This is a genomic window from Legionella maceachernii (genome assembly GCF_900167045.1).
GTDB lineage: Bacteria > Pseudomonadota > Gammaproteobacteria > Legionellales > Legionellaceae > Tatlockia > Tatlockia maceachernii.
The window spans coordinates 49,060-62,135 of record NZ_FUXJ01000008.1; the positions used below are offsets into that span (position 1 = coordinate 49,060).

Consider the following 13,076-nt stretch of genomic DNA (forward strand, 5'->3'; position numbering starts at 1 on the left):
AAACGATTGGGCCCTGTAACTCGTTCAAAATTACCAATTGAATAGAAGCTGCTAGAATCACCAACCTTTACTCAGGCAAATTTGCTCGTAGGCTTTAGTAATTTTTTGTGTTTTATCATTGGCCTTTTTAATCATTTCCTCAGGTAAGCCTTGAGCGATTAATTTGTCTGGATGATTGCGACTGATTAACCGTCGGTAAGCGCGTTTCACTTCCTGTTTATTTGCATTTTGATTTAATTCGAGAATCGCATAAGCATGAGCTAGGCTATCTTGTGGTTTTTGATAATTGCCGCTGTTTTGATAGGCGCGACTGCGGTTATAGGAGTAAGAGCGTTGGCTGCCTGATGATTGAGACGCTTTTTGAAAGCCGAAATCTTCATAAAAGCGAAATTGATCGCGTAGAGGAGCATAGCCCAAACGTCTAAAGACAGAGTCAACGGCTTGAATTTTTCTTTCGGATAGGCCGTCGGTCATTGCCGCGCGATATTGTATGTCCAAGAATAATTTCAATAAATCTGGATTATCACGACAGGCATTTTCTAGCGCATTGAGTGTATCCACAAGATCAAAAGTAATCTTTTTTCCCTCATTAAAAAGCCTCTGAGCTTCTAATTTTTGCTTGCGGTTTAAGCGCATTTCGTCCATTAGCGCTTTGGCCATTTTAATTTCTTGTTCTGACACACGCCCGTCTGATTTAGCAATGTACCCGATGACTGAGAAAGTGGCTTCAAAAAATGTTTTTTGCACATACTCTTGCTTCTCTGAATAATAATGCCAATCGGGCCGACTGAAATGCTCCATCAGGGCACGATCAAAAAAATTACCAATAAGAAGGCCAAAGAGAGCTCCGGCAGAGCCCCCTATGAGATAGCCAAGAAAGGCACAAATCAACTTACCCCACCATTGGCTACGGGTAAAGAATTGGCGTAAATTCATTGTCACATTCCAATTGAGTTATTAATAATTTTAGCTTTAAAATGGCGCGGGTGACACTATAATCTCGGACAGAAAGATTAAATTATAGTAAACGTGTCAATATTTTTTTCTTTTATTGCTGTTAAAGTCAATAAAATCGCTTTAAATTACCTTCAGCCGATAAAATCGCTATATAATTACAGTTTTTTGCACAGAGACTTGTTATGCGCCAGGTTTATTCTTTTTTAATGTATTTACTGACTCCTTATTTGATCTTTCGACTTTGGTGGAAAGGGCGTCGTTTACCCGCTTACCGCCAGCGGATTGCCGAACGGTTTTCGCTGGATTATCGTTCGCAGCCCGAAATTGATATTTGGGTGCATGCGGTTTCGCTGGGAGAAGTGATAGCAGCCACGCCTTTGATTGATGCTTTACTCGACAAAAAATGGCGCATTTTAATTACTACTATGACCCCTACAGGCGCAGAACGAGTCAAAGTCCGCTTTGGTGATAAAGTGAGCCATCGTTATGTTCCTTATGATTTACCCATTGTCGTGAGTCGTTTTTTTAAGAGGACTAAACCGCGGTTGGGGTTAATTGTTGAGACAGAGCTCTGGCCGAATCTAATTCATTTTGCGAGCAAAGCTCAAGTGCCGCTTTTCCTAATTAATGCGCGGTTATCCGATCGCTCATGTCAAGGATATAAAAAAGTTGGGTTTTTGTTTAAACCGGTGCTAAATCAATTTAAGGCTATCTTTGCTCAAAGTGAAGATGATGCAAAACGCTTTAAAGCGTTGGGCGCTGATGAAGAAAGGGTGGTTGTGTTAGGAAACATGAAATTTGATTTACAGACTCAGAATATTAATTCTCAACTGTTTTTAGAGCTAAAAAATCGCTGGGGTCAAGAACGAACTGTCGTTATAGTGGCAAGTACTCATGATGATGAAGAGCAACAACTATTATCCCGTTTGAAAAAACTTCAGAAGGGATTAGCAAACATGGTGCTATTAATTGCTCCAAGACATCCTGAGCGCTTTCAGAAAGTCTATCAAATGAGTGTGGACCAAGGTTTTAATACTGGGCTTCGGAGTAAAGTTGAGACATTAAATCCTGATAATGAAGTGATTATTTTGGATTCATTGGGTGAGCTTTTAGGTTTCTATCAAGTCAGTGATTATGCTTTTGTAGGGGGAAGCTTAGTTCCTGTAGGTGGACATAATGTCCTCGAACCCATCGCGATGCAGGTTCCGGTTTTTAGTGGTCCCCAAGTACATAATTTTAAAACCATATGTCGTGACTTGCAGATGGCACAAGCCATCGAGCTTGCAGAAAATGCGGATGATTTGATTGATCGCATTATTGCCTTGCATCAAGACGAAAATAAGAAAAGAAGATTGGTTGAGAATGCAACTTCTGTGCTTGAGGCAAATAAAGGGGCAGTGCAGCGTTATGCAGCTCAGGCTGAAGCGGTTTTAGGGTAAGGTTTAAATCCAACCGTTTACGGGAAAAAACTATCGCGGGTTGGGCTTTGAGGGCCCAACATTTGCTTGTTTTTTGTTAAGAAAGTTGCAGCTACTCGTTAGCTTCCTTGGTTTTGGCGTTCTTTAATTTCAGAAAGCGTTTTACAATCGATACAAAGGGTAGCTGTAGGACGTGCTTCAAGGCGACGAAGACCAATTTCAATACCACAGGCTTCACAATAACCAAAATCTTGATCACGCAATCGCTCGAGAGCATCTTCAATTTTCTTGATGAGTTTGCGTTCTCGATCGCGCGTCCTTAATTCAAGGCTAAATTCTTCCTCTTGACTAGCTCGATCGGAAGGATCAGGAAAGTTAGCTGCTTCATCCTTCATATGAGTTACGGTTCTGTCGACTTCTTCCATTAGTGATTGGCGCCAAGCAAGCAATATTTTTTCAATATGCGCAAGCTGCTTTTCATTCATGTATTCTTCGCCTTCAGTTTCCTGATAGGGGGCTATTCCCATATTGCTAACGGCGTCATTTTTCACGTTTTGTTTACTCTCACTGTTTTTATCAATTAATTGTTCTGGCATCTATGCCTCCTGCTCCTAGATCTCCAACAGGCCCTTGACGGCATGCGATAGAAAACCGCTAGATATATCAAAAAACAGGCTAACCATCAACCCTATTCCTTATCGTATACCACCACTAACCCGGTCATTCCCTTGCCAATCTTGCCAGCACTGGACTTGTTTATATCCATAATCTTTAAGCATAGACTCTACTGCAGATTTTTGATCGAAACCATGCTCAATCAATAATAGCCCGTCAGGTTGAAGTCTAGCAAGACTATGCTGAACGATATGTCTTATTGCTTCTAAACCATCAATGCCTCCAACTAATGCTAAAGTAGGTTCAAACCGCACATCGCCCTGAATAAGATGAGGATCATCTGCTGCAATGTAAGGTGGATTGGTCACAATAGCATCGAATTTTTGTGTTGGATCAATTTTTTCGAACCAATTTGAATGGTAGAAGCAAATATTCGTTACTCCGAGACGAGCAGCATTTTCTTCAGCGGTTTGCAAAGCTGACATGCTGCAATCACACGCAAAAATTTGCCAATGGGGCCGCTCATAAGCGCAGGCAAGCGCGATAGCGCCGCTGCCAGTACCTAAATCGAGAATTTGTGCCTGTGGCTTATCAGCGAGCAGAGATAAACTGAGTTCTACGAGCAGTTCTGTTTCCGGTCGGGGTATAAGCGTATCTTCGCTCACTTTTAGAGCAAGTGACCAAAATTCTCTTGTGCCTGTCAAATAGGCGATAGGCACACCGTGAATGCGCTTATTAACTAATTGCTCAAAAGTTTGCCATTGTGCTTTCGTTAATTTTTCATCAGAGTGGGTATAAAGATAGGTGCGTGTTTTCATGAGAACGTGTGCGAGAAGAATTTCGGCGTCTAAACGAGGGCTACTACTGGTTGTTTCAAGTTGGGATGTCGTTTGGAATAGCGCCTCTTTGACGTTAATCATGGCGTCCGAGCTCGGCGAGTAATTCAGCATGGTATTCGCGTTTTAACGCATCAATGACTGGTGCTAAATCGCCAGAAATGATATCAGGTAGTTGGTAAAGCGTCAGGTTAATGCGATGATCCGTTAATCGACCCTGCGGAAAATTATAAGTGCGAATACGCTCTGAACGATCTCCTGTGCCCACAAGGGATTTGCGTGTTTGTGCTTGCTGCTGGCGTTGTTTGGTTTGTTCTGCATCCAGCAACCGCGTCCTTAGCAGAGCCATGGCCTTAGCTCGATTTTTATGCTGTGAACGTTCATCCTGGCATTCCACAACGAGCCCAGTGGGCAGATGCGTAATCCGTATGGCAGAATCGGTTTTATTGACGTGTTGGCCTCCAGCTCCTGAGGCGCGATAAGTATCGATACGCAATTCATCGCTATTAATTTCGATGTCATCGATTTCTTCAACTTCAGGGAGAATTGCAACGGTGCAGGCTGAAGTATGAACACGTCCTTGGGATTCTGTTTCCGGGACACGCTGAACTCGATGCGCACCGGATTCAAATTTTAGCTGCGAATAAACAGCATGACCACTCACTCGTGCAATAACTTCTTTATAACCCCCATGCTCACCATGGCTAGCACTGACAATTTCAACGTGCCAGCCTTGGGTTTCAGCATAACGGCTGTACATACGAAATAAGTCGCCCGCAAAAATGGCTGCTTCATCACCCCCAGTCCCAGCTCTGATTTCGAGGTAAATGTTACGTTCGTCATCAGGATCTTTAGGGATGAGATGCCATTGCAGTTCTTCATCAAGTGCTTCCAATTTATTTTTGGCTGCATCAATTTCGTCGGCGGCCATTGCTGCCAGTTCTTTATCGTCACCTTCGAGCAATTCCTGCAGCGAAGCGAGGTTATCACGCGCATGGGCATAAGTGTTAAAGCAGTTTGCAACAGGTTCTAATTGCGCATACTCTTTCGACAAACTCTTAAATTGGTTCTGATCGGCGATGACTGAGGGCTCTGCCAGCAGACGCCCTACTTCCTGAAAGCGCTCAAGCATTTGCTCGAGTTTGGATTCAAGAGATTTCTTCATAACATTCCACCTCCTGTAGACAAACTTCAGATAAAAATTCCGAATCAGTGCTTCTTATTCGCTCTTCGGACACCTTCTCCCCACTGGTGAACGGGAGAGAAAATGAGGAAGTTCTGTGTGAAGGAGATTGAGTCGTTGTGAAATTATATAAATAATGAATCAAATCAAGAATTTCTTCACGACCATCTTTTGCGGCTTGACGAAGGCCCACGGTGGGATGGTGGATTAATTTATTAACTAACCTATCACAAAGTTCCTGCAGCACATGGGTTTGACAGTGCCCCGCACTTAATTTTTCTTGCGCCCGTTGTAATTCTTGTTGTGCCAAATCTTGCATGCGGTTGCGGTAATCACAAATAACATCTTTAGCACGCAACGAGCGATGCCGTCGAATGTAATTGTCTAATTCAGATTCGATAAGTTGTTCGGCTTGAAGCGCAGCGAAACGACGTTCATCCATTCCCTTAACAATCATGGATTGCAGATCATCAATATTATAGAGATGAACTGCTTTGATATCGGCAACATCCGGCTCAATATCGCGGGGAACGGCTAAATCAAGAAAAAACATAGGCGCATTAGCACGCTTATTTAATGCATGTTCAACGAGACTCTTATTAATGAAAGGCAAAGGGCACGCTGTTGCGGAGATGACGACATCAGCTTGAGCAAGGTATTGAGGGATATCGCCAATGGTTAATGCTTTCCCATCAAATGCGGCAGCGAGTTGCTTTGCATTATCGCTGGTGCGACTCGCAACAAAGAAGTTTCTTACACCTTGTTTATGCAAATATTTCGCCACGAGCGTGGCTGTTTCTCCGGAGCCAATTAAAAAAGCGTTTAATGCCTGAAAATCAGAAAATAACCGACTGATAAGCTGTACCGCTGCATAAGCTACTGATACGGGATTTGTCCCAATCCCACTACGATTTCTGATGCGTTTGCTCGCACTAAAAACGTATTCAAACACCTGGCGTAAATTAGTTTTGACGGTACCCAACTGGCAAGCATATTGATAGGCTTGTTTCATTTGCCCCAGAATTTGAGGTTCACCCAACATCATGGAATCTAAACCACTCGCGACACGCAACGTATGGCGAATGCCTTGATGACCATGATGAGTATAAAAATAAGGGGTCAATGCCTCAGGCGCAAGCTGATGTTGGCGAGCCAGCCAGGGAGCAATACTCTCTGGCTCATCCGTATCGCAGTAAATTTCCGTGCGATTACAGGTGGATAAAATTGCTGCCTCATTCACTGTAGCGAGGCTCACTAGGCTACTCAACAGTGAACCTTGCATTGAGAGAGGTAGTGCGATTTTTTCTCGCACATTGATTGGAGCAGTTTTATGATTTAGCCCACAAGCGACAAACACCATAGGAATTTAGAGCTACAGAATAATCTTGGGATTGTAAACTATTAACAAGAAAATTTGTAGCGTTAATCCGTTTTGGTTTTGTAGAGCAGGAGTAATTGAGAGCAATTTGCTTTAGGGGGTTAGCTCTGGCAACGACAGTTGTCAGTTCATCTTCTTGGTTTAACAGGATAAATTAAAATCAATTTGATTTAAATAAATAAAATTTTGCTAAAATTGTTACATACCAATCTCAAGTACTTTGCGTTATCGCCGCTAACAATAATAAGCATTCTTGAACAGGCAAATCCTGGTAAGGGGTGGCAATGGACATCATTTTTCGAGGGGACCACAACAGTGAAGAGGCTGCAGAAAGCTTATTAAGTGTGCTGCGGTTGTTTAAAGAGCGGTATAAAATTGGGAATTTCCGTGAAATGCATCTGAGTGTCACGTTAGTTGATGAGCAGGGGGACGATGTTGAGTTAGTGGATAGTGAAACAAGTCAAGCTTATCGAATTTTTGAAGTTCATCGAAAGGGTTATGAATTAGAGGGGCGAAAAGGACAGCCAATGCTAAGATTAGTGGTGAATAATACCAATAATCAGTAGCGTCACGGAGGAAATTCATGATATGGGCTTTGCTTGCCATTGTAATCACGTTAATCCTAGTCGTAGGAGTACATGAGGCAGGACATGCACTGGCAGCAAAGCTGTTTGGCGTTAAAATCAAGCGAATCGCGATAGGGTTTGGTAAGCCACTGTTGTCTTATCACGATAAGTCTGGTCGGGAATGGGTTTGGGCGTTGTGGCCGTTAGGTGGTTATGTGCATTTGCTTAATTCAAGAATAGAACCTGTGCCAGAAAAAGATTATCCCTCCTTATGTTTTGACAAAAAACCGGTTTGGCAACGTTGCATTATTTTGATGTCTGGTGCTTTAGCCAACTTATTCATGGCATGGGCGGCGCTTACTTTGTTATTTATGCTGGGCTCCCAACAGCAAAAACCACTCGTCCAAAAGGTGTTTTCACAAAGTATTGCGTCTCAAGCTGGTTTGAAAGCACGCGATCGCTTTGTTGAAATTGCTGGTTGGAAAACCAGTTCATGGCAAGAGGTGGGAATGAGTTTAGTCATGGTTCTTGGAAAAAAGAATGTGCCGGTCTGGGTTAGCAATGAAGAGGAGACGTTACGAAAAGTGAATTTAGATTTGAGCCAATGGCATTATAAAAGAAAGGATACTTTATTAAGTGCATTGGGGATTGAAGCGGCTCCTTCGCAATTATCTACTTACCATGCTGTTGGGCAATCTTTTCAGATGGCAGTACGCCATGCTTTTGAGCACATACTTTATTTGCTCACTTTTTTTGTGATGATGTTGAAACAATTATTCACTGGCATGATCCCTTTCTCGGTATTACTGGGTCCATTGGGATTATTTTCAGCATCAATCACTTCATTTTTGCAAGGAACCGCCGTATTTTTGTCGTTTATTGCCAGCTTAAGTTTAGCAGTCGGCTTCGTGAACCTATTCCCTATTCCCGGGCTGGATGGGGGCTCTATTGTTTATGCGTTACTGGAAAAAATTCGGGGGAAGCCAGTGTCTGTTGCCGTCGAAGTATTACTGTATCGTTTGGCATTCATTGTGTTTGCGATGTTGCTTATTCAGCTTTTTATGAATGATTTGCAGCGGTACTTAATGTCATCTTAATGAGCCCTGGCACAACACCAAAGATCCACTTGAACGGCCCCTTGCTGCTTAAGAACACGTGCTAGTTCTTTTGCAGTGCTTCCTGTGGTCAATAAATCATCCACCAAAGTAATGTGTTGATAGTGGGCCAACTGACTGTGAAATGCATCTCGCAAATTTTGCTCTCGTTGTTTTTTATCTAAATTAACTTGGGGAGCAGTATGAATAATTCGCTTACAAAGGGTGAGCTCATAAGGTATTTTTAGTTTTTTAGACAAAATTTTACAAAGTTCGACGGTCTGATTGAAGCCTCTCTGTCTAAGGCGCTGCGGATGTAAGGGAACAGGGATGAGGCATTCGGTAGTGATTGGCCGATTTGACAAAGCATCTAATATTAATTTGGCCAAAAAGCCACCTAAATAGAGTGCTTCATGATATTTGAATTCATGCAGCAAAGTGCGTAGAGGCTCCTCAAACAAATAAGCAGTGAAGGTGTTATCAAGAGCTGGTTTTTCTTTCACACAATCCCCACAGACTAAAAATTTTTCATCGGGCAATGGGTAGGCACAATGACGGCAAGCGGGGCCAATTTGCTTGAGTAAACTCGCACAAGCCCTACATACAGCAAAAGGTTGATGATGATATAAATTGCAAAGCACACAGACCGAAGGCAAACGCAACAACTGTGTTATACTGCCGATTTTCTGACGCACGACGTTGGATTCCTTTTATGGCATGAAAGACAGGCAATGCCCTAAAATTCTGTACCGATAACCCTTTTAGGGAATACCTAACACGCCTTAATTATTGTTGACCTCATGATGAATCGAATAACTGAAATCTGCAATGCTTTTGATAAACATGCTATGGAGTATGAAAAAGCGGCAAAAGTGCAAAATGAAATTGGGGAGCGTCTGTTTGAACGATTGCATTATTTAAAAATTGCCCCCCGCTATGTGCTTGATTTAGGTTGTGGAACAGGTATTTTCACCCCACAGCTTAAAAAACATTATCCGCAAGCAGAAGTAATTGGCTTGGATTTGTCGTATACCATGCTTAAGCAAGCTAAGAAAAAACAAAAGTGGCGCTGCCGATGGCCATTGATTAATGCCGATATGGTGTCGTTACCTTTCGGTGATGGTGTGTTTGATTTGGTTTTTGCAAACCAAGTCGTTCACTGGGCTCAGCCGTTTTCTGCCGTGATAAGGGAGTTGAATCGTGTCATGAATTTGAACGGTTGTTTAATGTTTTCGACTTTAGGTCCAGATACGTTTAAAGAATTAAAACAATCCTGGTCACTCGTGGATAATTATGCTCACACCAACGATTTTATGGACATGCATGATATCGGCGATTGCTTGTTGGCTGAACATTTTCTTGATCCTGTTGTCGATATGGAGTTATTGACAGTACACTATTCTAGCCTTAAACAGTTATTGCAAAATTTAAAAGCGCAAGGGGTACGCAATATTAATCCAGCGCGCAATGAAGGATTAACCGGCAAAAAAGCGTGGCAAACTTTTGAGTTGGCTTATCAGGCTTTACGTATTCCGCAAGGCAAATGCCCGCTGACGTACGAGGTGGTCTATGGGCATGCCTGGAAGGGAAGGCAGCATCGAATGGAAAAGGGAACTGAAACGCTGATACCTATTTCGCAGATTCGACGAAGAGAGAGATAAGCACGCACCATAAGTTAAGTAATCGAATGCCAGAAAATAGGTGGTGCCTTAATTTGGCAGCGAGGGATAACCCAGGGAATTAAATTGGAAATCGATATGAAAAAGTATTTTTTAGCCATTACGCTGTTTGTTTCTTGCTTTTCAATGGTCTCTTTTGCAGAAGAAACCGCTGCAGTTAACTCGCTTCACCAAAAAATACAGCATGTCTTAAGCGAGTTTCGTGAAGATATCAATATTGGTATTTATGTCCAAGATGCAAAAACTGGGAAAGTGCTTTATAAAAAGAATGTCGATCGCTATTTTACGCCAGCGAGTAATCAAAAATTATTCACCGCGTTTGCCGCACTCCACGCGCTTGGTTCTGAGTTTACTTATCGCACTCAGCTTTTTCTTGATTACACCAAAATTCGCAAAGGAGTTTTAAACGATAACCTTTATTTGCAATTTACAGGTGATCCGGTCTTTACTGCTGAACAATTGGAATCACTCATTAATTCATTAGCAGAAGTGGGTATTCTTCGTATCAAGGGTAAAATTATTATTGATGACACGGCGTTTGATCAAATGACGATGAGTCCAGGAACTTCTTGGGATGATCAGGATTTTTGCTGGGGATCACCAATCAGTGCGTTAATCATCAACCATAATTGTGTCAAAGCCACCTTAATTCCAGCTTCACAACCAGGACAACTGGTCAAAATAGAGTTACCTAACTATCCGCAATCCATGCATTTTATTAATCATGTGGTGACTCGTCCTGCTGCAACAAAAAACTGTGTAGTGAAAGCAAAGCGCAGTGATGAAACAACCTATGAGCTCAGTGGCTGTCTCAGTGCTTCTGCTAACCCGTATCCAGTCGAAATGGCTATCCGTAATCCGCGAGAAAATGTGCAACTGTTGTTAAAGCATTTTTTAGAAAAAAATAACATTAGTATTACGGGAGCTGTGGAATTTAAACCGTTTGAAATGCCAGCCAAACCTTTTGCTCGTCAAGATTCTCCTCCGCTTAAAAACTTAATAGCAACCATGCTAAAAGAATCGGATAATACCATTGCCGATGCGCTGTTTAAGACCATGGGAGCAAACTATGCCCATGAAGCGGGAAGTTTTGCAAATGGTAATAGTGCAGTTCGTGAGATTTTAGCCCAAGCCGCGCAGTTGAATTTTCCTAAAACCACGCTTATTGATGGTGCAGGCAGTTCCCGTTATAATTTTTTGACGCCCGCGCAAATCGTTACGCTATTGCAGAAAATCTTTTCCTCTTCAGGAGGATCTGATTTTGTTGCTTCTCTTGCTATATCCGGTGTGGATGGGACCCTTAAAGATAGGCTAAAAGATCCTTTAACTTTAGGGAAAATACATGCAAAGACGGGTTCTGAAACTGCGGTGACTTCTTTGTCAGGCTATCTTGAGACGAACAAAAAGCAGACATTAATTTTTTCCATTATGATTAATGGATTTGTTGATCCTGCTGCTAAGTACAAGACTTTGGAAGATAAACTCTGCAAAGTATTGGTTACGTCTTAGTTGCTGATAAAGGAACATCATTGAGTTCGAGAAAACACTTGGTTTTTTGCGATCCGCAAGGCGCTATAATTTAATCATTAGAATCTATTTATTTTTGCAAGCTTTTAGGAGTTACCATGGAATTTGTCAGTCGCTATGTTGCTCACCAACCTGATGCTGAAGGAAGGATTGAGTATTCGCATGAAGAACATCGCATCTGGCAAATTCTTTATCAACGTCAGATGAAAATTATACCAGGCAGAGCTTGTGATGAGTTTTTGAAGGGTCTGGATAGTCTTGGTTTGTCGGCTGAGCACATTCCTCAGTTACCTGAACTTAGCCATCGGCTTAATGCATTAACAGGATGGCAGGTTGAGCCTGTGGAGGCGCTTATTTCCGCGCGTGCCTTTTTTGAATTATTGGCAAACCGGCGATTTCCAGCAGCAACGTTCATTCGTTGTGAAGAGGAAATTGATTATGTGAAAGAGCCTGATATTTTTCATGAGCTCTTTGGTCATTGTCCCATGCTGACTGATCCTGTGTACGCTAATTTCGTTTGTAATTACGCTCGAAAAGTCTTAAGTCTACCCGAAGAGAAATGGCCTTTATTGCAGCGCCTTTTCTGGTTTACTGTTGAGTTTGGCTTAATAAAGACTCCCAAAGGATTACGTGCTTACGGTGGCGGTATCCTTTCCTCGATCAGTGAAACGGCTTATAGTGTTGAAAGCGATAAAGCCATGCGCGTATTGTTTGATCCTGTCGTTGCCTTTCGTATGCCTTATCGAATAGATATGCTGCAGTCCGTTTATTTTGTTATTGATAATTACCAGCAACTTTATGATTTTGTAGAGTCAAACATTAATCATTACCTCGATCGCGCTAAAGAACTCGGCGAATATCCGCCTTTATTTCCAGTGGATCCTAATAATCCGAACATTCATATTTTGGCTTGTTAATGTCATTTTTGATTATATTCTAACAATTAGATACTATATAGTACAGCTAAAAGCGGGATCTCATTGTAATGCTTAATCAGTCTTGCTAATATCGATGCATGTTTTCTGTTCATTGATTGAGTAGTCAAGGAGCAACGGTTGATAAAAGTGCTAATTGTTGATGACCATGCTCTGGTGCGAATGGGCATTCGACGATTATTAGATGACCTTCCTGATATGGAGGTAGTTGCGGACGCAGAGAGCGGCGAACAAGCTTTGACTTTGGTAAAAACTCATAAACCCGATGTCGTGCTACTTGATATGAAGATGCCAGGTATAGATGGCTGGGAAGTCACGAGACGTCTTAAAAAATCCCATCCTCAAGTCAAAGTCATTGCGGTGACCGCCATGTGTGCTGAACCATTACCTACTCGAGTTTTGCAATTGGGGGCGATGGGTTATCTAACAAAAGAGTCGGGTGCTGAAGAAATGGCAGCAGCAATCCGTAAGGTGGCTAGAGGGGAGAAGTACCTCAGTGCTGAAATTGCGCAAAAAATGGCAATTAATAGCTTAGAGGCTGTGCAAGATTCTCCTTTTGATCTGTTGTCAGAGCGTGAAATGCAAGTGATGTTAATGATCACGAGTGGTATGACTGTCCAAGATATTGCCGATCGATTATTCTTGAGCTCTAAAACCATTAATGGTTACCGCTATCGCATGTTTGAGAAGCTAGGGATTAAGAACGATGTTGAGCTGACTTTCCTGGCAATGAAGCACCGCGTGATCGAACAACCTAACGATGCTATGCATGATGAGAATTAATGGTTAAAACAACATGTCATCTTGAGTGCAGCGAAGGGCCTCCTGACTCTTGTTAGGAGCCTATCCATTATTGGCCCGTCGGAGCTCCCGTGCGAAACAAAACAG

Annotated in this window: 12 protein-coding genes and 1 pseudogene; 7 read left to right on the forward strand and 6 right to left on the reverse strand. The window is 42.3% G+C overall.

Annotated elements, in window-relative coordinates; translation table 11 throughout:
- Positions 1-57: 57 nt before the first annotated feature.
- Positions 58-936 carry a co-chaperone DjlA gene (djlA, locus tag B5D33_RS08140; RefSeq protein ID WP_058451208.1) on the reverse strand — a complete coding sequence of 293 codons (879 nt, stop codon included), beginning with the start codon at positions 934-936 and terminating at the stop codon, positions 58-60.
- Positions 937-1,139: 203 nt separating this feature from the next.
- Between djlA and waaA the strand changes: the two genes are divergently transcribed.
- A complete protein-coding gene (waaA, locus tag B5D33_RS08145; protein ID WP_058451209.1) occupies positions 1,140-2,396 on the forward strand; it encodes a lipid IV(A) 3-deoxy-D-manno-octulosonic acid transferase in 1,257 nt (418 codons plus the stop codon).
- A 98-nt stretch (positions 2,397-2,494) separates the two neighbouring features.
- Here the strand turns inward: waaA and dksA are convergent, their stop codons facing one another.
- The 4 genes and pseudogenes from dksA to hemA form a co-directional block, all read right to left on the reverse strand.
- Positions 2,495-2,971: an RNA polymerase-binding protein DksA gene (gene dksA / locus B5D33_RS08150; protein WP_058451210.1), complete on the reverse strand. Its 477-nt coding sequence runs from the start codon at positions 2,969-2,971 to the stop codon at positions 2,495-2,497.
- Between the two features lie 99 nt (positions 2,972-3,070).
- On the reverse strand, positions 3,071-3,910 hold the full coding sequence (gene prmC / locus B5D33_RS08155) for a peptide chain release factor N(5)-glutamine methyltransferase (protein ID WP_058451211.1): 840 nt from the start codon (positions 3,908-3,910) through the stop codon (positions 3,071-3,073).
- Positions 3,903-4,991, reverse strand: a complete 1,089-nt coding sequence (gene prfA / locus B5D33_RS08160) for a peptide chain release factor 1 (protein ID WP_058451212.1) — start codon at positions 4,989-4,991, stop codon at positions 3,903-3,905. Before prfA ends, prmC begins: the two co-directional genes overlap by 8 nt.
- Before the next feature lie 124 nt (positions 4,992-5,115).
- Positions 5,116-6,369: pseudogene (hemA, locus tag B5D33_RS08165) on the reverse strand (glutamyl-tRNA reductase); the annotation flags it as partial.
- Between the two features lie 302 nt (positions 6,370-6,671).
- On the opposite strand from hemA, the gene B5D33_RS08170 reads away from it, so the two are divergent.
- Positions 6,672-6,953, forward strand: a complete 282-nt coding sequence (locus tag B5D33_RS08170; RefSeq protein WP_058451213.1) for a hypothetical protein — start codon at positions 6,672-6,674, stop codon at positions 6,951-6,953.
- A 17-nt stretch (positions 6,954-6,970) separates the two neighbouring features.
- Entirely contained in the window at positions 6,971-8,050 is a 1,080-nt protein-coding gene (locus B5D33_RS08175) for a M50 family metallopeptidase (protein ID WP_058451214.1), read from the forward strand.
- On the opposite strand, the gene B5D33_RS08180 is transcribed toward B5D33_RS08175, so the two are convergent.
- Positions 8,047-8,742, reverse strand: coding sequence for a ComF family protein (locus B5D33_RS08180; protein WP_220096597.1), 696 nt, complete (start codon positions 8,740-8,742; stop codon positions 8,047-8,049). The two genes, B5D33_RS08175 and B5D33_RS08180, sit on opposite strands and share 4 nt — an antisense overlap.
- 108 nt (positions 8,743-8,850) lie before the next feature.
- Here B5D33_RS08180 and bioC point away from each other — a divergent pair, with 108 nt between their 5' ends.
- From bioC to letA, 4 genes are all read left to right on the forward strand, one after another.
- Positions 8,851-9,708 (forward strand): malonyl-ACP O-methyltransferase BioC, encoded by an 858-nt coding sequence (gene bioC, locus B5D33_RS08185; protein WP_058451215.1) that lies wholly within the window; start codon positions 8,851-8,853, stop codon positions 9,706-9,708.
- Between the two features lie 96 nt (positions 9,709-9,804).
- Entirely contained in the window at positions 9,805-11,235 is a 1,431-nt protein-coding gene (gene dacB / locus B5D33_RS08190; RefSeq protein ID WP_058451216.1) for a D-alanyl-D-alanine carboxypeptidase/D-alanyl-D-alanine endopeptidase, read from the forward strand.
- A gap of 116 nt (positions 11,236-11,351) precedes the next feature.
- Complete coding sequence (gene phhA, locus B5D33_RS08195; RefSeq protein WP_058451217.1) at positions 11,352-12,170, forward strand: phenylalanine 4-monooxygenase; 819 nt, start codon at positions 11,352-11,354, stop codon at positions 12,168-12,170.
- Positions 12,171-12,308: 138 nt separating this feature from the next.
- A complete protein-coding gene (letA, locus tag B5D33_RS08200; RefSeq protein WP_058451218.1) occupies positions 12,309-12,971 on the forward strand; it encodes a two-component system response regulator LetA in 663 nt (220 codons plus the stop codon).
- The last annotated feature ends 105 nt before the right edge of the window (positions 12,972-13,076 follow it).